Annotated in this window: 21 protein-coding genes; 17 read left to right on the top strand and 4 right to left on the bottom strand. The window is 60.1% G+C overall.

The window, feature by feature from the left end; genetic code table 11:
* Positions 1–13 precede the first annotated feature (13 nt).
* Genes GGQ68_RS20540 through GGQ68_RS20605 form a run of 14 tightly spaced genes read left to right on the top strand, consistent with a single transcriptional unit; the run spans position 14 to position 11099 of the window.
* Positions 14–628: a lytic transglycosylase domain-containing protein gene (locus GGQ68_RS20540; protein WP_183969282.1), complete on the top strand. Its 615-nt coding sequence runs from the start codon at positions 14–16 to the stop codon at positions 626–628.
* Complete coding sequence (locus tag GGQ68_RS20545; protein ID WP_012187323.1) at positions 625–918, top strand: TrbC/VirB2 family protein; 294 nt, start codon at positions 625–627, stop codon at positions 916–918. Before GGQ68_RS20540 ends, GGQ68_RS20545 begins: the two co-directional genes overlap by 4 nt.
* Positions 911–1189, top strand: coding sequence for a VirB3 family type IV secretion system protein (locus tag GGQ68_RS20550; protein WP_183969284.1), 279 nt, complete (start codon positions 911–913; stop codon positions 1187–1189). The genes GGQ68_RS20545 and GGQ68_RS20550 overlap by 8 nt, the downstream gene beginning before the upstream one ends.
* A complete protein-coding gene (locus GGQ68_RS20555; protein ID WP_183969285.1) occupies positions 1179–3554 on the top strand; it encodes a VirB4 family type IV secretion/conjugal transfer ATPase in 2376 nt (791 codons plus the stop codon). The genes GGQ68_RS20550 and GGQ68_RS20555 overlap by 11 nt, the downstream gene beginning before the upstream one ends.
* Entirely contained in the window at positions 3551–3718 is a 168-nt protein-coding gene (locus GGQ68_RS20560; RefSeq protein WP_183969286.1) for a hypothetical protein, read from the top strand. Before GGQ68_RS20555 ends, GGQ68_RS20560 begins: the two co-directional genes overlap by 4 nt.
* A 55-nt stretch (positions 3719–3773) precedes the next feature.
* Positions 3774–4862 carry a lytic transglycosylase domain-containing protein gene (locus tag GGQ68_RS20565; RefSeq protein WP_343056022.1) on the top strand — a complete coding sequence of 363 codons (1089 nt, stop codon included), beginning with the start codon at positions 3774–3776 and terminating at the stop codon, positions 4860–4862.
* Positions 4862–5671 carry a type IV secretion system protein gene (locus tag GGQ68_RS20570; RefSeq protein ID WP_183969338.1) on the top strand — a complete coding sequence of 270 codons (810 nt, stop codon included), beginning with the start codon at positions 4862–4864 and terminating at the stop codon, positions 5669–5671. The genes GGQ68_RS20565 and GGQ68_RS20570 overlap by 1 nt, the downstream gene beginning before the upstream one ends.
* A 16-nt stretch (positions 5672–5687) precedes the next feature.
* Complete coding sequence (locus GGQ68_RS20575) at positions 5688–6341, top strand: VirB8/TrbF family protein (protein ID WP_183969288.1); 654 nt, start codon at positions 5688–5690, stop codon at positions 6339–6341.
* A 2-nt stretch (positions 6342–6343) separates the two neighbouring features.
* Positions 6344–7039: a TrbG/VirB9 family P-type conjugative transfer protein gene (locus tag GGQ68_RS20580; protein ID WP_183969290.1), complete on the top strand. Its 696-nt coding sequence runs from the start codon at positions 6344–6346 to the stop codon at positions 7037–7039.
* Positions 7036–8415: a TraB/TrbI/VirB10 family type IV secretion system protein gene (locus GGQ68_RS20585; protein WP_183969292.1), complete on the top strand. Its 1380-nt coding sequence runs from the start codon at positions 7036–7038 to the stop codon at positions 8413–8415. The genes GGQ68_RS20580 and GGQ68_RS20585 overlap by 4 nt, the downstream gene beginning before the upstream one ends.
* A gap of 4 nt (positions 8416–8419) precedes the next feature.
* Entirely contained in the window at positions 8420–9406 is a 987-nt protein-coding gene (locus tag GGQ68_RS20590; RefSeq protein ID WP_093968715.1) for an ATPase, T2SS/T4P/T4SS family, read from the top strand.
* The gene (locus GGQ68_RS20595) at positions 9403–9597 is read left to right on the top strand and encodes a DUF4177 domain-containing protein (RefSeq protein ID WP_009808068.1); all 195 of its coding nucleotides are present in this window, start codon (positions 9403–9405) and stop codon (positions 9595–9597) included. The genes GGQ68_RS20590 and GGQ68_RS20595 overlap by 4 nt, the downstream gene beginning before the upstream one ends.
* Positions 9594–10013, top strand: a complete 420-nt coding sequence (locus GGQ68_RS20600; RefSeq protein ID WP_183969294.1) for a hypothetical protein — start codon at positions 9594–9596, stop codon at positions 10011–10013. The genes GGQ68_RS20595 and GGQ68_RS20600 overlap by 4 nt, the downstream gene beginning before the upstream one ends.
* A 12-nt stretch (positions 10014–10025) precedes the next feature.
* The gene (locus GGQ68_RS20605) at positions 10026–11099 is read left to right on the top strand and encodes a TrbL/VirB6 family protein (protein ID WP_183969296.1); all 1074 of its coding nucleotides are present in this window, start codon (positions 10026–10028) and stop codon (positions 11097–11099) included.
* A 1410-nt stretch (positions 11100–12509) separates the two neighbouring features.
* Here the strand turns inward: GGQ68_RS20605 and GGQ68_RS20610 are convergent.
* Positions 12510–13235 carry a putative quinol monooxygenase gene (locus tag GGQ68_RS20610; protein WP_047998257.1) on the bottom strand — a complete coding sequence of 242 codons (726 nt, stop codon included), beginning with the start codon at positions 13233–13235 and terminating at the stop codon, positions 12510–12512.
* Positions 13236–13385: 150 nt separating this feature from the next.
* On the opposite strand from GGQ68_RS20610, the gene GGQ68_RS20615 reads away from it, so the two are divergent.
* The gene (locus GGQ68_RS20615; protein WP_183969298.1) at positions 13386–14252 is read left to right on the top strand and encodes a LysR family transcriptional regulator; all 867 of its coding nucleotides are present in this window, start codon (positions 13386–13388) and stop codon (positions 14250–14252) included.
* Positions 14253–14368: 116 nt separating this feature from the next.
* Positions 14369–15427, top strand: coding sequence for an IS110 family RNA-guided transposase (locus tag GGQ68_RS20620; protein WP_183969300.1), 1059 nt, complete (start codon positions 14369–14371; stop codon positions 15425–15427).
* 447 nt (positions 15428–15874) lie between these two features.
* On the opposite strand, the gene GGQ68_RS24145 is transcribed toward GGQ68_RS20620, so the two are convergent.
* The gene (locus tag GGQ68_RS24145) at positions 15875–16240 is read right to left on the bottom strand and encodes a hypothetical protein (protein WP_221235661.1); all 366 of its coding nucleotides are present in this window, start codon (positions 16238–16240) and stop codon (positions 15875–15877) included.
* A gap of 331 nt (positions 16241–16571) precedes the next feature.
* Positions 16572–17351, bottom strand: a complete 780-nt coding sequence (locus tag GGQ68_RS20630) for an SDR family oxidoreductase (RefSeq protein WP_183969304.1) — start codon at positions 17349–17351, stop codon at positions 16572–16574.
* Positions 17352–17458: 107 nt separating this feature from the next.
* Between GGQ68_RS20630 and GGQ68_RS20635 the strand changes: the two genes are divergently transcribed.
* The gene (locus GGQ68_RS20635) at positions 17459–17875 is read left to right on the top strand and encodes a winged helix-turn-helix transcriptional regulator (protein WP_183969305.1); all 417 of its coding nucleotides are present in this window, start codon (positions 17459–17461) and stop codon (positions 17873–17875) included.
* 230 nt (positions 17876–18105) lie between these two features.
* On the opposite strand, the gene GGQ68_RS24655 is transcribed toward GGQ68_RS20635, so the two are convergent.
* Positions 18106–18234: a hypothetical protein gene (locus tag GGQ68_RS24655; protein WP_281374916.1), complete on the bottom strand. Its 129-nt coding sequence runs from the start codon at positions 18232–18234 to the stop codon at positions 18106–18108.
* Between the last annotated feature and the right edge of the window lie 7 nt (positions 18235–18241).

Raw genomic sequence — 18241 nt, forward strand, 5'->3', positions numbered from 1 at the left:
TGCCTCAGCGCAAATGGTCCTGGTCATGGAGAGCGACGGCTCCCTGACGCCTTCCCAATCCCAAAATAGCTTCGCGCGCAATTACAATGACGGGATTGGTCAGGGTTCGGCCTCCGATGGGATCGCGATCTTCGGCGAGGTAGAGGCCGAGCAAGAGGGCGTCCAAGTCGCGGTCCTTGCCCGCCCGACCCCCCTGCCCCACGCCGATGTCCTCTCCGGGATTCAGACCACGGCCCTGCGTTATGCCAGCCACCCCGGCCTAAGGCGCGCGGAGCTTTCCGTCACGGGCTGGCTGAGCATCTACCGCGCCAATATCGAAGTGGAGAGCGGCTATCGGCAGGATGCGATCTCACATGCGGGCGCCATTGGCCTTGGTCAGCTGATGCCCGACACCGCGCGCGACCTCGGCGTTGACCCGCGTGACCCCCAACAGAACCTCGACGGCTCTGCACGCTACCTCGCGATGATGCTGGAGCGCTTCGGCGATCCGCATCTGGCGCTGGCGGCCTACAACGCGGGGCCGGACGCCGTGCGCCAACACGGTGGCATTCCCCCTTACCGAGAAACCCAGAACCACGTGGCCCGCGTCATGGCTGTCGTGGCCCGATTGGAAGGATCAAATTCGTGAGACAGATTTCAAACCTTTTTGTCGCCTCGCTGGCGCTATTCCTGCTGATTGCCGAACCCGCCCTCGCCCAGAGCATTGATCTCTCCCCGATCCAGAGCCTGTTACAGGGCATTGTCGATGCGCTGACCGGACCTCTTGGTGTGGTCATCGCCACACTCGCGGTCCTCGGCGTGTTCTTGAGCTGGTTCTTCAACATCATCGACCTGCGCCAGGCGCTTTGGGTCCTCGTGGGCATCGCTGGTGTCGCCGCCGCCCCCACCATCGTTGCCGCGGTCTTTGCCGGTGGCTGAGCGCGCGCCTCTCTTCCTCGGCCTCGTGCGTCCGCCGAAGCTCCTGGGCCTGCCCATCATGTATGCGATGGTCTGGCTCTTCGGCTCGGTGCTTCTCTTCGTCTGGGTCCAGCATATTGCGGTGCTGGCTGTCGCGGCTCTGCTCTATCCGGTGCTGTGGAAGGCCGCGGATTGGGACCCGCGTTTCATCGACGTGATGATGACGGCGCTGCAGGAGACGCCACCCACGCGAAACCGCAACATCCATGGCGGGGACAGCTATGCCCCGTGATGAAGCCCGCAACGCTGCGCTCGACCCCCGCACAATGACGCCAGACTGGTATGCGCGCGAGACCCGGCTTGCGCATATGCTGCCCTATGTGAGCCTCGTCGACGACCAGACCGTGCGCACCCGGGTGAACGAGCTCTTCCGTTGCATCCGGCTCGAGGGGATCAACAGCTACACGACCGATGATGCCTATCTCGACAAGGTGACGGCCCTTTTTGGCCGCATCATCGCGCAGCTCGGGCCGGAATTCAGCTATTACGTCCACAAGGTCTCCAAGGCCATCAAACCGGATCTGGACCCAGTTCGTGAGGACAGCTTCGCGGGCGAGGTCGACCGGCGCTGGCGCGCGAAACTCGAGACCAGCGGGCTCCGCGACAAAACACTGACGCTCACCGTCATTCACCGCCCGCCTCCGAAAAGCCTCCTGCCGTTCCTGAGCCGCAGCGCGCCGGACCGACTGAAGGAGGAGACCCGCAAACGCCTGCAGCGCCTCGGTGAGGCCGTGAACGTCTTCCTCTCGGGGCTTACCGAGCTCAAGCCGCGCCTGCTGTCAGCCGGATCGGGAGAGTTGGTGGGATTTTTGGGCGCGCTCAACACGGGCACCGAGCTGCCGCTCTACCCGGCCAACACCTACGGCTTTCTGTCCTTCAACGTCGCCAATACCCGCGTTACGTTTCACGGCGACCATTTCGAGCTTTCCGAGGGCGTCGTGGGCCACCGCTACGGCAAGAGCTTCACCATCGGAGAATACTCGGAAGGCACCTCCTGCACCATGTTCGACATGCTGAACCTGCCGGTCGACATGATCGTCACCCATTCCTTCACACCGATCAATTCGAACCTCATGGCAGGCCGCATCAAGCGGCAAAAGCGCCAGATGCAGGCCAGCCAAGACGCCGCCCTGTCGCTCATGGAAGCGCTCGACATCGCGGCTGATGATCTCGAGGCCAAGCGCCAAAACTTCGGCGAGCATCACATGGTCGTGACGCTCTTTTGCGACACACTCGAAGAACTGCAAACCCTCAGCGCCGAGATCGTGAACGCCGCCGCGACCGAAGGCGTGAAGATGATCGGCGAGCGCGTCGCGGCCAAAGCGCATTACCTCAGCCAGCATCCCGGCAACCAGCCCAAGCGCGTGCGCGCCAGTGCCATCACCAATCGCAACTTCGCGGATTTCGCGGCTTTCCACCGGACCCAACTCGGCAAACCCGCCACGAAAACCCCTTGGGGCCGCGTCATTACTTACCTGCCCACGCCCGAACAGAGCGCCTACCGGTTTTCCTATCACGAGCAGGGGTCGCCCGACAAAGAACCCACCGGCGGGCACACCTTGATCATGGGCAGGCCGGGCTCTGGCAAGTCAGTTCTCTCCGCCTTTCTCATGACGCAGGCCCGTCGAGCAGGGGCGCGGATCTTCGTCTTCGATTACCGCCTCGGTATGGAGATGGCGGTGCGCGCCAATGGCGGGCGCTACGCGTCCCTGAACGCCGGCCAGCCCACGGGCCTCAACCCGCTCTGGACCGAGACCGATGCGCGCGGCACCGCCTGGCTTTCCGACTGGCTTGCCACCCTGCTCTACCGCGCTGACAAGCCGCTCACACCGGCACAGACCAATCGCATCCAGGAAGTCGTGCGCCAGAATGCCCAGGCCTCCAATCCGGCCCTGCGGAACTGGCGGGATTTCGCATCGCTTTTTGTGTCTACGGATGACGGCGGCGATCTGCACCAGCGCCTGCTCGAGTGGACCGAAGACGGCCGCTACGGCTGGATCTTCGGGCAGAGCCTCGAGGACACGTTCTCGCTCAAGGGCGATGTCGTGGGCTTCGATCTGACCGGCATTCTCGACAGCGAGGCCGACAAGGAACGGATGGCGGTCCTGGCCTATCTTTTCCGCCGGGTCGAGCGCGAGATCGAGGACCGCCGCCCCACCATCATCGTGATCGACGAGGCCTGGAAGGCGCTCGACAACGCATATTTCGCCGAACGGCTGTCGAACTGGCTCGTGACTGCGCGCAAGCAGAACACCGTCGCGGTGATGATGACGCAATATGCCAGCCAGCTTGAGCGCACCCGGACCGGCAAGACCATCGTCGAAGCCGTTCCGACGCAGATCCTGCTACCCAATATCCGCGCCAATGCCTCGGACTACGCCATGCTGAACCTCACGGAGAAGGAGCTTGACGTCCTTCTCAACACGGGCAGCAACAGCCGCCTCGCACTGATCCGCGACGATCAGGGCTCAATCGTCGTCGATGCCGATCTGAGCGCCCTTGGGCCCAATCTCACGATCCTTGGCGGCATGGAAAAGGGAGAAGCGCTTGTCGGCGCCGATTACCGCGACCGCCCAGATTTTTGGAGGCTTTCATGATCCGTATTCTTATCGCTTTGGCTGCGCTCGGCGCGCTGGCCTCCTGCACCCAGTATCGGGAGCCGCAGGCCAATTGCTTCACCTTTCTCGCCTCGACAGCCCCTGTCGCGCCTGATTGCACCTTCACGCCTCTTGATGCGCCGGAGGGCGACATTGAAGTCTAGCCTGCTTCATATCCTGGCGTTTTGCCTGCTGCCCGGTCTCGCCCTGTCCCAAGGTGTGCCGACTAATGACAGCGGGCTGACCGCGCGCGATATCGTCGAGACCGGCGACCGCGAAGCAGACTTGGCCCTTCAGGCGGACAAGCTTGCCGTGCGCGAACTCATCGCCGAGATCGAACGGGAGCAGCTGGAAACCCTGCAACGCATCCTTGATGCCCAGACCAGCTTCGGGGGTCAAGGACTGCCGGCGATGGTCTCGGGGCTAGAAAACGGCAGCGGCGATCCCGACCGCGCCGTAGAAGCCGTTTATGGCACGGGCGAGATCGATCCCAATCCCGGCGGTGCGCAGATGTTCGGGGATACGTCTGAGACCATCGAGCAGCTCATCATCCGCGTGGCTCAAGAGACCAGCGGCTTTGCGGGTGTTGGCCGCGCAGGACTCTCGCCCGTCCAGTGGCGCGCGTTGCTGCAAGCCCTGATCTGGCAGGAAAGCCGGTTTACCATTGGGGCACGGTCTCCTGTCGGTGCCTATGGTCTGACCCAGATCATGCCCGGAACCGCCAGCGATCTCGGCATCAACCCGGAATACTATGACAGCCCCTACCTTCAGGTGCATGGCGGCGCGCGCTATCTCGCAACCCAGCTCAACACATTCGATGGCAACATCATCAACGCGCTCGCGGCCTATAACGCCGGACCCGGCCGGGTTTTCGAGTATGGCGGCGTGCCACCCTTCCGCGAGACCAGAGCCTACGTCCAGGTGATCCCCGAACGCTATAACCTCTATTTGACCCGTATCGGCGGGATCGAAGCGCTTGGCACGATCGACCCCGCGCTTCTGGCCAATGCCAACCTCTCAATCACCGGGCACGGTGCCGCCTTCTACGGCAACAACTCACCAGCCGCGATCCACCAAGCCGCCCTGCGCATCCGCGATATCGTCGAACGGATTTCCAAAACCGAGGACGTGCAGGAGAGCGTCGCGCTCAACACCTATGCCCGCGCCGAACTCGTGCGCCTCGTCGCTGCACGCATCCGGCTTCAGGCGGCACGCACCCGCGTCCTCTCTGCCGAGGAGCTGGCCCAGGCCAGCGCCCGCATGGCCGAAGGCGCGGTCATGGATTTTACGATCAGGGAGATTGAATGATGGGACATCTGCTCTTTAGGACAGCTTTGGCCACGACACTTGGCGTTGGCTTGCAGTTCAGCGCCCTACCCCCTGCCACAGCACAGGGTGTACCGGTCGTCGACACCCAGAACATCGCGCAAAACATTCAGCAGCTGCGGCAGATGATCGAAGACGAGATCCTGCAAAACGAACAGCTGACGCAGCTCCGCGAACAGCTCGGCCTTCTCACGGATCAACTCGCGGAGCTGCAAAGAACCTACGAGGCCCTCACCCGCCTTGCCGAACTGCCGGAGATCATCCGCACCGAGATGGAAGACGAACTCAATGGTCTGCTCGACCAGGAATTCGGCGACATCCTCGCCACGATTGAGGCGATCAAGACTGGGGATTTCTCTGGCCTGTCTGGCTCTGGCGCGAGCGAGATCGAAACCCAAATGGACCGGGTGCTGGCTGACCTCGGCTTTGACGAGGACACGCTCTCGGAAATGGCTACGAGCGGAAATCCCGGAGCCAACCGCGTGGCGACGCAGGCAACAACCGGCGCGCTCGTCTCAGCCGCCGCCCAGAACAGCTATGAAGACGCAGGCCAATCGCTCGAGCGGGTCGACCGCCTTGTGGGGCTTATCGACGACATGGACGAACTCAAGGAAAGCATCGATCTCAACACGCGCGTGACCGCGGAGCTCGCCATTGCGCTGGTCGCCATGTGGCAGCTCGAAGCCATCCAGACCGTGGGCGATGGCACGGGAGGCGTGATCGATGCCGCCACCATCGCCGAGGAGCAGCGCTTCATGGATTTCACCTTGCCGGACCTCCGGGCAGACTGATCGTGGGGTGTGACACGTGGCGACTGAACAAGAAATCATCGAGGAAGAACTGGTCTACGGTGCCTTGCGCCGCGAACGGCTCTGGCAACGCCTTGGCCTGATAGGCCTTGTATTCGGCATCATCGGCTGTCTGAGTGCCGCAGCAGTTGCGATCCTCGATGTCGACCCGCCCCCCGTCGTTGTCCCCTATGATCCCGCCACCGGCTTTGCGCTCCCTGAGGCCTCGGTGGGCGCTTCCTCGGTGACTGCCAACCAGGCGATCATCGAGGCGGAGGTGTTCCGCTATGTGACTGACCGGGAGGTCTATAACCAGCTCGACAACGATCTGCGCATCCGCAGCGTCCTGCGCCGCTCGGACGGAGCTGCCGAGAGCGGGCTGCGCCAGATCTGGAACAGCGCCAACGAGAATTACCCGCCGACGGTCTATGGCCCCAATGCTCGGCTCGACGTGGAAATCCTCAGCATCAGCCGGATCGGAACCAACCGCGCGACGGTCCGCCTGCGCAAGCGCCTGACGTCCATTAACGGCACCCAGACCGGGCTCTTCACTGCGACGCTTCTCTTCGAGTTCCGCCCGGAGACCCGCCGCTCCATCGATGAGGTCTGGACCAATCCATTCGGCTTCACCGTCCTCGAATATTCCATCCGCTCCGACAGATTGGAGAACTGACGTTGTTGTTTATAAGATCGCTTATTTTTGTCATTGCCCTGTTGCCCGGCCTCGCCTCTGCCGAAGCCATCCCGCGTGGCGGTCCCAACGACAGCCGGGTGCGCTTGGCCACCTACCAGGAGGGTCAGGTCTACCGTCTCAGCGTGTCGCTCACTCATGTGACCACCATCGAGTTCGGCGAGGGCGAAAGCATCCGCTCGATCATCGCGGGCGACACGGAAGGGTTTGAGATCGATGGCGTACCGGGCGGGCAAGCCTTCGCGATCAAGCCCGTCGCGCGCGGCGTCCATACCAATGTGACGGTCTACACGAACAGGCGCAGCTACTATTTCAACGTCGAGGAGGTCCGCAGCCCGACCTTCTACGTGGTGCAGTTCCGCTATCCGGAAGACGCTGCGCGCCCGACCCGGGCCATCGCGGCCCAAGCGCCGAACTACAATTACGGCGCCAGTGCGCGGACCGAGTTCACGCCAACCCGCATCTGGGATGACGGGACATTCACGTATTTCGCTTTTCCAAGAAACGCGCCTGTGCCCGCGATCTTCCGCTACGCGGGCGGCCGCGAGCGCACGGTCAACACGCAAACTCCTGAAGACGGCGTGATCCGCGTCAGCGGCGTGAACCGCCAATGGGTCCTGCGACTTGGCGAAGAGGTGGTCTGCATCGAGGCGGTCCCGACCGCGGAGGCCGCCTCATGAGCGATACCGGGAACACCGAGCTGGAAAAACGCCTCGCCGCCCTTGAGAAAGGCAGTGCCCGCGCCCCCACGGCGGCGCAGCGCCGGTCGCCCCTTCTCGCACTGATCGTGGTCCTCGTCATCGGCGCGGGTGGTGCCATGCTTTATCTCCTCTCACAGCCCGACGAAGAGGAAGCCTTGCCGACGGCCACCCCGGATGTCTTCCAAAACGAGGGGGACGGCTTTGGCGCCATCGAGACCTTGCCCCCGCCCGAGCCCGAGGTTGTGTTCGTCGCACCCGATCCGGTCGAGCCCAATGCTGAGCTTTTGGCGCAGATCACCGCGCTGCAGGCTCAGATCGAGGAATTGCGCAACGCCCCCGAGCCGGTCGTCGAGGAAGACACCGCCGCCGCAGAGGCGATCGACGCGCTGACCGCTCAGATCGCGGCGCTGCAAGCCGCCTCGGAAGCCGCACAGCAACGATTCCAGGACGAACTGACGGCGCGGGATCGCAGCCTTGAGCAATTACGCATGGATCTGGAACTGGCCCAACTCGAGGCCAGCCGACCGCAAGCCGCGCCAGCGGGCCCCACGGAAGATGAGCTGCGCGCACGCGAGCAAGAGAGACTGCGCCGCGAGGAAGAAGCCCGGCGCATGGCCGAGCTGAAGCGCCGCGCCGCGGAGGAACGCGCCTTCCAGGAGCGGCGCATCGCCTCGCCCACCATCGCGTTTGGCGGCACGTCCGGAGCGAATGAAACGGCTCTGACTGAACGCACTTTTGGCGAGGTGACGGATTTCGTGCTGAACGGTGCATTGCCCACATCCGTGACGCAAGCCGAGGTCATCGCCAATCCCTCCAACACGATCATCCAGGGCACCATGATCCAGGCCGTCATGGAAACTGCCCTCGACAGCTCCTTGCCCGGCCAGACCCGTGCCGTGGTGTCCGAGGATGTCTACAGCGTCGATGGCGCGCGCCTTTTGATCCCCCGAGGCTCCCGTCTGATCGGGCGCTACCGGGCCGGCGTCGATATCGCGCAGCGCCGCGTCACGATCGCCTGGGACCGGATCATCCTGCCTGACAATCAGACCGTCCAGATCAGCTCCTTCGGGGGTGATGAACTGGGCCGTTCCGGTGTCACCGGTTTCGTGGACACGCGCTTTGCTGAGCGTTTCGGGTCGGCCGCCCTGATCTCGCTGATTTCGGCCGCGCCAAGTGCCGCCGCCTCCGAGGTTCAGGATGAGACTGCCGCCGACGTTCTCGAAGACGTTGGCGATGATCTGGCAGATGCCACGGACAGCGTCATTGGCGATTACCTCTCCATCGGACCCGTCATCTATGTCGACCAGGGGGCCCGCGTGACAGTGATGGTCGACCGCGATCTGGAGATATTCTGAGCCCATGTCGCTGAGCTATCTCGAAACCTCGCTCGACCGGATCGACGCCGCCGCTCGCGACGATGTCATCGAGATCTGCATTAACCCTGATGGCACCTGCTGGGGCGAATTCCAGGGCGATCACTTCATGCGCGCGCTGGACCAGAGGCTTACGGGCGTTCAGGTCAGGGACCTCGGCAACCAGATCGCCTCCTCGGCCAATACCACGATGAGCAAGGACCGCCCCATCGTCTCGGTCTCGATCACCTACAAGGGGCGCCCGATCCGTGCACAGGTCATCACCCCGCCCGCCGTGCTCTCGGCCATGTCGATCAGCCTGCGGTTCTTCTCGAGCCTGCCACTCGAGGGCATCGCACTCGATTTCCTCTACGGAAAAGAGCGCAAGCTCGAAGACCTGCGCGTCGAAAAGAAGCGGGCCTTGCGCGCCGTGGTGGCCGCGGGTTTGATCGATGACGCGCTCGCCTTCTGCGTCGAGAACAAACTCAACATGATCGTCTCGGGCGGCACCTCCACCGGCAAGACCGTGGCCGCGCGCAAGATCCTATCTCACGTGCCATCCGAGGAACGCATCGTGACCATCGAAGAAGCCGCCGAGCTGCTGCCGACCCAGCCAAATGCAGTGACCCTCATCGCCAATCGCGACGCGGAATTCCAGACCGCCGATGTGCTTCTCACCGCCACGCTGCGCATGCGTCCCGACCGGATCATCCTGGGCGAAGTGCGCGGCAAGGAGGCCATGACCTTTCTGGAAGCCATCAACACCGGCCACGGCGGGTCCATGACAACGCTGCATGCCGAAACCCCGCAACTCGCCGTGCAGCGGCTCGCGATCGCGGCACTCAAGACCGAAATCCCGATGACCTATGCCGACATGATCCAGTACATCGAAAATTCCATTGACGTGATCATCCAGGCCGGTCGCCATGACGGCAAACGCGGCATCACCGAATTCTACCTCCCCGGCGCAACTGAGATTGGAACTTCCCCATGAAAACCTTTGAATACGATATCTTGTCCTTTCCCATGACTCGTAAGACCGGCCTTTCCGACATGCAGGCCAGCCTGAATGCCAAAGGTGCAGAAGGCTGGGAGGTGGTGTCGATCAGCTCCTCGGAATTCGCCAATGTCGGGCACACAGTGTTTCTGAAGCGCGAAACGACAACAGTTGGAACCGCGGCATGAGAGTGACGCGGTTTCGCCTCGCCCTGGCTGCGCTCGCCCTCGGCCTCAGCCTGACGTTCACCCCCGCGTTCGCCGAGCGCGACCTAGTCCCTACCTTGGAGCGCCGCTTCGATGTCTGTCCGGACCGCCCCGCTGAACTCAGCTGGATGCAAGAAATCCCCCTGCGCCAAGCCTATCAGCGCGTGCTGGTCCAAGACATCTACCGTGCCCAAAACCTTGAGCGCATCGTCGAGACTGGCAGCTGCAATTGCGAGATCCGGTTCCCGTCCTGGGACGATGCCGAGGCGATGTTTCGCGAGGTCCACGCGAGTGGCGAACGATGGGAGATGCTGCAGGCCTCGGACGCCTACGACCGCCGCGCCAACGCCGCCCGCCCTGCCGCCAAGGCCATCTGCGAAGCCGCGGGCAATTGGTAAGGCTGATCCCCGATGAGCGTCGTCACCTATTTCGTTGAAACCTCCCAGGGCTATCTCGACACCGCCGCAGAAACCCAGTTCGGATCGGTTGCGGCAACGGTTGGCACGCTTCTGGTGCTGGGAACAACGCTGGTGGTGGTTCTCGTTTTCCTGAACATGGTCTACCAGTACAAGGCGATGGACGGACGCACGGCATTCTGGCTCGCGGTCAAGATCGGGCTCATCGGGATATTTGCAACCAACTGGGTGCAGTTCAACGCCCTCTCCTCCGCCATCCTGGCCGGGATCGACAGCATTGCGGGTGCGCTGGTTGCTTCCGTTGGTGGTGGAACTCCCGGCCCTTCTGGCACTTTCGCAGAAGAGTTTGACCGGCTAATCGCGGAACTAGGGGACTATCTCAACGCCGCTGGGTCCGAGCTGAACTGGATGGCAGGGGCCATGCTCGACATTGTCGGGGTCCTCTTGCTCTCGATCCTCGGCGGGCTGGCCGCCTTCATCCTCGTGGCATCCCGCCTGATGATCGCACTTCTGATCGGGATCGCACCGGTGATGATTTTCCTGACCCTCTTCGAGGTCACCAAGGACTATTTCGCGCGCTGGCTGTCGGCGCTGGTCTCCTTCGCGCTCTACCCCATAGTCGTGGCCGGTGTGTTCGCGACAATCACGGGTGTCTCCTCTGCCCTCATCGGCGAACTCGGCGACCCGGAGGGAGCCTCAAACATCGGCGCGCTCATTCCCTTCTTCATGATGGTGCTCATGGCCAAGGGCTTCATCATTGCCACGCCCTTCATCGTCCGCGCGATCTCCGGAAACATTATGATGCCCGCCCTCTCCAGTGGTCTCGGCGGCTACAGCTTTGCCCGCGCCGCCATGGGCAGCCAGCAGGCCTACAATCGCTACCTGATCGGAGGCGCAAGTGGCGCAGAATACGCAGCCCTCAGGGCGCGGCAGTTCTTCGGCGTGCAGCAGATGCCCGTGAGGCAGGGCATGGGGCAGACGGGTTCCGCAGGAGGCGCAGGATCCGCAGACTCGGGGTCAAAAATGCTGGCGCAGCTGGCGAGACTGGGTCGACTTGGCCGACGGTGACGGCCCTGAGCCGCCGTTCATCGTCGGACCCGAGGCTGCGCCGCGGCTTCCCCAGACCGGTCGTTCATGCACTGCGCAGCAATTTAGGACGCCCAAGGTCTGCTGTGCGGACAGAACGGACTTTCGCCGCAGGCCTGTCGATGTCCGGTTTGATGAGCCGTCCAACAAACAGTCGTTTCTGAGGATGCGCGATGTAAATCAACAGACCGACTGAGCCCAAATTGACCAAAACAACTAGCTTATAGCCCTATTGCGGGATAGTGCATCCCACACAGGTATTAATCGGGCGATTGTTGAACTCGGCTTTGGCGGCAGCGCGCTCCGCTTCCAGCACGCGGAGCGCGGCCGCATCCTTTGCCTTTTGAGCATTTCTTGCGCTGACCGCCTGATCGAGTCTTGCTTGCGCAGCGCGCTTTGCATCCGCTTCTGAGGGTGCATTCTTGCCGCAGGTTGACCAACGCTGCTCTTCGATCCCGCTTCTGAGTGTTCCTGATTTACAGCTCGTCAAGTGAAACCCAGATCCGGAAGAGGAATTTGTCGAGCCAGAGGATGTAGTCGAACTCGAACCAGACGATGAATAATCTGTCACTGGTGCTCGTTGTATCGCAGATGAGCTACGAACCGGCGCTCTGTTAGTATTCCCGACACCGTTGCCATAGTACCGTGGTGCGCCATAAGTTCCATAGCTGGAGTTCGTACTGCCAAAGCCTCCAGATTGACTCATCTCTCGATTCATGTTCGTCATGGCCTCATTGAAAGCGCGGGAATCTGAATCAGAACATGCTACCAGAGTCAGCATAAAAATTGGTGCTAGTTTTTTTAACATCACTGTAATCCCTCTTGAAACCAAGGCACCTTCGCAAAACTGCTTTAAAAAATAAACACCTAATCTTCTTGGGGTAATAATGCGCGCAGCGGCAGTGATAGAAACGCTGAGAAATGCCGCGCGCGAATAGGTGTGTTCTAAAAATGTTCCTTTAGGAGCATCACCAAACCGCGCTTATTTGCGCCGACACAAACCCGGTTCAAAACCTAAGTGGTTGTTGAGAGCCTTCGGGCGCCTGATGATAGCGGACATTCGCGCAACGCGCAGCATCGGTCACATTGGGCTCGTTCCGGACCTTCGCTGCACGGCAGGACCAAGCGCCTGGTCGCGCTCCCCGCGCAGCGTCGCTCCCGGCCCAGACCTGCCGTTCGAAGCGACCGTCGATGCGGCAACGCACAGTCACCGAAGCAGCCATTCGTGCATCGCGCAGCATTTTTCGTGGGTGAAGGTCGTCAGAGCGGACAAAACCGCCAACCGGACGGCACCAATGAATGTCCTCTTCGCGGCAAAATAGAATTTGTATCTGAGGCAACAAATGCCCGGCGACCATTGGCCGCCGGGCACTCGATAAAGGCACTCGTTACTTACTTGATTGCCAGAATGTCGAAGTTACTGACGTTGGCGACCACGCCGTCGTCCCAACCGCCCTCGACCAGAACCGACGCTTTTTCGTTCAGAAGCCCGGCAACCTGCCCAGCAAAGTGTGCCTCGCGACCTGAGTTGTCGGCGAAGATGTCAAAGATTGCGAAGTTGTTTTCGTCAATCTGCAAAGCCGCCCAGAACAGCGTCTTTGGCTCTGTATCGGCCACGATCGGGCCAGCCGCCGTCAACAATGCAGCCAGATTATCGGCCTGTCCTGGAGCCGCTTCGAGCCGGATATATGTTGCAGTTGTGGCACTGTAGAGATCAACCGGTGCTTTGGCTGACAGAACGTCCGAGTTGTTGATGTTGGCGACAACTCCAGCATCCCAACCGCCGTCTACTAATGTGTCTGCGTTTCCATTCAGTGCGCCTGCGACAGCACCTGAAAAATGGGCATTGCGGGCAGCTTCATCCTCAAAGACATCGAAGATCGCTAGGCTGTCGCCTGCTTGCAAAGCAAACCAGAGTTTGGTGCCGGGCTCGGTTTCTGCGACCAGTGGGGCAGCACCTGCAAGAAACTCGGCAAATGCGTCGGTCTGGCCGGATGCGGCGGGCATTTCGATAAAGCTGGCAGTGTGATCGTTCATGACGTTTTCCTGTGCGTTTGCGGAAGTTGTTGCAGAAATCAAAGCGAGTGCTGAGATGGTGTGAAGGATTATGGATTTCATTGGTCTTCTCCTGAGTTTGGGTTCATCGTTCGTTTTCGATGAGCCCTTGTCCCATGTGCCACCCTCATGACTCCAATCTTGAAGTCCTATACTTCGATAGGCATTGACTATGATTGATGCGCGGTTGAGGTTGCGTATGAGGAGGACGTCATGGAAATGAATCAGGTCCGCTACTTTTTGGCGGTTTGCGAGCATCGCAATTTCACCCATGCCGCGAGTGCTTCCAACGTATCGCAACCCTCGCTTACGGCGGCGATCAAAAAACTTGAGGACGAATTGGGCGATGCATTGTTCATCCGAGATCGTGCTGGCTGCCGCCTGACAGCGCTTGGTAAGCTTATGCAGCCAAGATTGGAACGCATCCAGTCTGAGGCAAGGGAGGCAAAAGCCGAGGCTGTCCGACATACGCGGCTAGAAAGAGTCCCGATTAGCATCGGAATAGGTGAAACGATAGGCCATGCCAAAGTCTCGGAGGCCGTCGAACGGTTTCGTCAACGCGTGCCGCAAGCCGAGATAGAACTGATCGTCGACGCAAACGACACTTTGTTGGCGGGACTTCGGGAGGGAGAATTTGATCTCGTGATATCAACAGTAGAGGTCAGTGAGGAGCTTTATCGCATAGACCCACTCTATCAAGAGGCCTATCGTGTGGTTGTGGCGAAAGGTCATCCCCTGTCTGAGTTGCCGGCCGTATCGCTTGCTGATTTGGCAGATACAACCATGTTGGATCGCCCAAATTGTGAAATGCGAGAGGCATTGCATGGGGCGTGCACGGACCATGGTCATACGCTCTATGCGGCATACCGGTCAAACCGCGTGGACTGGTTGGTCGAGCTCGCGCGGCGAGGCTCGGGGGCCGTTATCCTTCCCGAAACGTCGATCCCTGACCATGACAATCTCGTCTCACTTCCGGTAGCCGACATGGAAATTGCAAGAGATGTGGCAGCGCTTCGTTTCCGCCATCAGGCTTCTCGCTCAGAAACAAACGAACTGGTGCGGGAGTTTTCGCGGAACTGAGCTTTGTAAAGAGCGGACATTGGCGCTTCGTGCAGCATCGGTCAATAATGGGATGTACCGGCTGCTTCACCCAGCAGGTTAGGCTTTGCCTATGACTGCAAACAGGAGAAGTCGCTATGAAATCGGAAAATCTGGAAGAGATCGCTGTCATTGGCGTCGACATTGGAAAAGACACGTTTCACCTCGTCGGTTTCGATCAAACAGGTCAGCGCGTTTTACGTAAGAAGATTAAGCGGTTGGCTTTACAGCCGACATTTGAGAGTTTTCCGCGCTGTGTCGTTGGCATGGAAGCTTGCATGAGCGCGCATTTTGTTAGCCGCATGTTGCGCAAACTTGGTTTTGAGCCTCGGATCATCCCAGCGATCTATGTGAAGCCGTTCAACAAGGGGCAAAAGAACGATTACAACGATGCAGAGGCTATCGCTGAAGCAGCAATGCGTCCCAACCTCCGCACGGTGACTGAGAAAAGTCAGGATCAGTTGGATCTGCAGGCAATGCATCGTGTCCGGTCGAGGCTGGTGGCACGTCGCACCGCCACGATCAATCAGATCCGGGCATTCCTGATTGAACAAGGCATCACAGTCCGAGCAGGTCGGCACAGGTTGCAGAGTCCATTTGAGGCCATCCTGGAAAACCGGCGCGATGAAATCTCACCGCGGATGCGCAGCACGCTCCTTGGGCTTTATGGCGATTGGCTTTGGGTCGATGAGCGGATCAAAGCAATCTCATCGGAGATTGAGGACATCAGCCGGTCTGAAGAAAACAGTGCCAACATCATGACCATTCCGGGGATTGGTCCGTTGATCTCGACGGCCATCGTTGCCGCCATTGGTCAGGGCGAGGTGTTTGACAGAGGCCGGGACTTTGCAGCGTGGATTGGCCTGGTGCCGCGCCAGTTCAGTACGGGTGGTCGGACGATTCTTGGTAGGATCAGCAAACGCGGCAACGGCTATCTACGGATGCTGCTTGTGCAGGCCGCCAATGTCATCTTGATGCGCCCGCATCGCTGGGATGCAATCGGTCTTGGTCCATGGTTGAGAGGGGTCACAGGACGCATGCCGCACAATAAGGCCGCAGTCGCATTGGCCAATAAACTGGCCCACACCGCTTGGAGCGTTCTGCGCTACGGGTCGAAGTACAAGGTTGAAGGAGACGAGGCTTTGGCGGCGATCTAGCGGCCAAAACCCCACGGAGTTCGCGAAGGAGAAAAGCATGGTACGGAGACAATACGCCCCCAAAATCTGAGAGCCCATTTGGTCGTAACCGATCTGGTCAATAATGAGATCAAGGCGCGTGCGTAACCCACAATGGCCACGGCCCGCGAGCCGATAAACAGGCCGGATACATATGAGCGACTACCGCTAGCCACGCCAATATCTCACTTGCGAACAGCAGCCGGTACATACAAGTGGGCTCGTTCCCGACCTTCGCTGCGCGGGGCCAAGCGCCTGGTCGCCCCTCGCGCTGCAGACCATGGGAGCTCGGGCCGGCTCTCGCTCGCGGCCCTGAGCCGACATTCGCCAGGTGGTCATCGCGGCAACGCAGCCTTCCCGAACCGGCCTTACGTCACACGCAGCATTCTTGGGTTGGCAGGGGCACCCTATACTAGTCTGTCTCTTGGTTCAGAAGGTGATGCTGAAACCTAGGACACAAATCAGCAGCGCCATGGTGACCAAGGCGACAATGCGTGCCTTGAGGTTCGCCTCCTGTCCCGCCACGATCCGCCAGGCAATTGCGGTCAACACACCAACAGCCAATGGCGCTGCCGCAGCCCAAAGTACCAAGCCCTCGAAACCGCGCTGCATTCCGCAGCCTGCCGGGTCAGATTGGCAGCTCTGGCTTGCCCAACTCAACGACAAAGCACCGAGGCTACCCATCCCTGTCAGTGTCACAACGACGGGAACGAGTGGACGTCTGGGCAAGGCGACAAGAGAAGCAGCGACAGTTCCCAGAACAGCTGCTGCTATCAATGCTGCGATAAAGCTCATACGCCCCCCACTTCGGTCCCGGTTCAACGCTGCGGCCAGGGCAGGATTCCCGCTATGGCTCCATTGCAGCGGTCGTGACTGGCTTCGGTCTTCGGTAGAATCAGGCGTTGCCGTCACCCAGTTTGCCTAAACGGGTCGTATGGAAGCCGCAAGTTCGGCCCAGAGCCGCTTTTCACCGACCACGCCGCTGCCGCGCCGCAGCTTCACCGGACCGGCCATTCGTCCATTGCGCAGCATTTTCGAGGGCCGAAGTTCGGCAGAGCGGGACAAATCCTCAGTTTCCGATAGTTTTGAAAACTTTCTTCAACCAATAGTCGCACCAATCAATTAGTCACCTAATCTGAGCAGCGCGCCTTTTCATGTCTAAACTGTTGACCGTAGAAAATGTCTTATCGTAACGGCCCTCGGCTTCGGCTTTGCGCAGAAATTTGACACGGGCCACTAGGATTTCGTCCGGCACCTCATTGAGCGCGAGAATCTCAACGACCTCGTCGATAAATTCTTGCAACGGCATCGCAGCGGCGACTGCTGATTGGCCCGGCGTCAACTCAGTTGCGACAAGCGGAGGCGCGATCTCATGGACATCCACCGAGGTATCGCGCAATTGATGGCGCACCGCCTGTGTCCAAGCATGGATCGCGGCTTTGGTTGCTGAATAGACCGGGTTCGCGGCCTTGGGCACGAAGGCCAGCCCCGAAGATACAGTTAGCAGCGCCGCATGCGGTTGGGTTCGAAGATGGGGCAGCAGCGCTGCCGCAAGGCGAATGGGCGCAGTCAGGTTTGTTGTGATGGTGCGCTCGGCCACGTCCAGCTTAACCCGTTCGGCGGTGTAATCTTCTGCTTCCATAATGCCCGCGTTGAGGATGACGGTATCAAGCTCAGGATGTTCGGCAATGACCGCGTCGGAGAATGCCGCAAGCGAATTTTCGTTTGTAACATCAAGGCGATAACCGGCCATTTCTGGGTTTCGCTGCAGTACTGCCTGCAAGCTGTCCCTGTTGCGCCCGGTGATGATGAGGCGATTTCCCTTGGACTGCAGCGCCTCGGCGAGGGCCAGACCAATCCCTGAGTTGCCGCCGGTGATAAGGATCGTACGATTGGTGAAAGTCATTGCTTTGTGTTCCTTTCGATGACTGGAGGACACATGTCTCTTTCGCTATCTTTGGGAAAGAAGGCACCGAAAAGATTTATACTTACCCAAAAGAGAGTATTGAGCGCATGACAAACGACCCGTTTCGACAAGAGCTGCTGAACATCTCTGAAACTGATCCAGCAGTGGATCGCCTGGTCGAACAAACCATTGGTCGGGTCGCGGACAAGTGGACGATGCTTTTGATCGAAATCCTGACGAATCGGGAATGCTGCCGTTTTGGCGAACTCAGCAAGGCCTGCGAAGGGATCAGTCAAAAGATGCTCACGCAAACCTTGCGCGCATTGGAACGTGACGGGCTTGTCACCAGAACGGTCTATCCAGTCGTCCCTCCGAAGGTTGAGTATCGTCTGACGGATCTTGGACTTGGTTTGAGCAAGGCATTCTGTGGTGTGTGGATTTGGGCAGAAGAAAATCTGGAGAGGGTTGAGCAAGCCCGCAAGGAGTATGTCGAACGAAAGAAAGACGATGGAACCGTCAGATAGGGCTCAAAGCGGCCGATCTCCGCGTCGCGGCGAACCGCTCTAACCTGGCCACACAGGACTGTCATGAACGGCCCAAAGCGGCCGCTCGACGACTGGCAATGCTGCCATGCAGCTTCTCCAAACCTGACATTCGTGCCTAGCGCGGCAAGATCGTTGGGTCACAGTCTGCTATGCGGACAATGCTGCCATTCAGCCCCTTGCAAGCGCAGAGTATGTCAGCATCTGCTGAATTAGCAGAGGAGGAAGGCGCTCAGCAGGGCGACGGAAAGGCCGAACTCGCGCCACAGCGCCAGTCCCGCAAGAGCCACGGCAAGGAAGACGCCCATGGCCAGCAGCAGGTGGAAACGTATCGACAGCATCCGCGCA

This window comes from Sagittula marina, from assembly GCF_014196795.1.
In the GTDB taxonomy this organism is placed as follows: Bacteria; Pseudomonadota; Alphaproteobacteria; order Rhodobacterales; family Rhodobacteraceae; genus Sagittula; species Sagittula marina.

Bases quoted from the DNA above. Each gene is read 5' to 3' on its own strand.
- GGQ68_RS20540 (WP_183969282.1), top strand. From the start codon at position 14: ATGGTCCTGGTCATGGAGAGCGACGGCTCCCTGACGCCTTCCCAATCC.
- GGQ68_RS20555 (WP_183969285.1), top strand. From the start codon at position 1,179: ATGCCCCGTGATGAAGCCCGCAACGCTGCGCTCGACCCCCGCACAATG.
- GGQ68_RS20560 (WP_183969286.1), top strand. From the start codon at position 3,551: ATGATCCGTATTCTTATCGCTTTGGCTGCGCTCGGCGCGCTGGCCTCC.
- GGQ68_RS20570 (WP_183969338.1), top strand. From the start codon at position 4,862: ATGGGACATCTGCTCTTTAGGACAGCTTTGGCCACGACACTTGGCGTT.
- GGQ68_RS20585 (WP_183969292.1), top strand. From the start codon at position 7,036: ATGAGCGATACCGGGAACACCGAGCTGGAAAAACGCCTCGCCGCCCTT.
- GGQ68_RS20590 (WP_093968715.1), top strand. From the start codon at position 8,420: ATGTCGCTGAGCTATCTCGAAACCTCGCTCGACCGGATCGACGCCGCC.
- GGQ68_RS20595 (WP_009808068.1), top strand. From the start codon at position 9,403: ATGAAAACCTTTGAATACGATATCTTGTCCTTTCCCATGACTCGTAAG.
- GGQ68_RS20600 (WP_183969294.1), top strand. From the start codon at position 9,594: ATGAGAGTGACGCGGTTTCGCCTCGCCCTGGCTGCGCTCGCCCTCGGC.
- GGQ68_RS20605 (WP_183969296.1), top strand. From the start codon at position 10,026: ATGAGCGTCGTCACCTATTTCGTTGAAACCTCCCAGGGCTATCTCGAC.
- GGQ68_RS20610 (WP_047998257.1), bottom strand. From the start codon at position 13,235: ATGAAATCCATAATCCTTCACACCATCTCAGCACTCGCTTTGATTTCT.
- GGQ68_RS20615 (WP_183969298.1), top strand. From the start codon at position 13,386: ATGGAAATGAATCAGGTCCGCTACTTTTTGGCGGTTTGCGAGCATCGC.
- GGQ68_RS20620 (WP_183969300.1), top strand. From the start codon at position 14,369: ATGAAATCGGAAAATCTGGAAGAGATCGCTGTCATTGGCGTCGACATT.
- GGQ68_RS24145 (WP_221235661.1), bottom strand. From the start codon at position 16,240: ATGAGCTTTATCGCAGCATTGATAGCAGCAGCTGTTCTGGGAACTGTC.
- GGQ68_RS20630 (WP_183969304.1), bottom strand. From the start codon at position 17,351: ATGACTTTCACCAATCGTACGATCCTTATCACCGGCGGCAACTCAGGG.
- GGQ68_RS20635 (WP_183969305.1), top strand. From the start codon at position 17,459: ATGACAAACGACCCGTTTCGACAAGAGCTGCTGAACATCTCTGAAACT.
- GGQ68_RS24655 (WP_281374916.1), bottom strand. From the start codon at position 18,234: ATGCTGTCGATACGTTTCCACCTGCTGCTGGCCATGGGCGTCTTCCTT.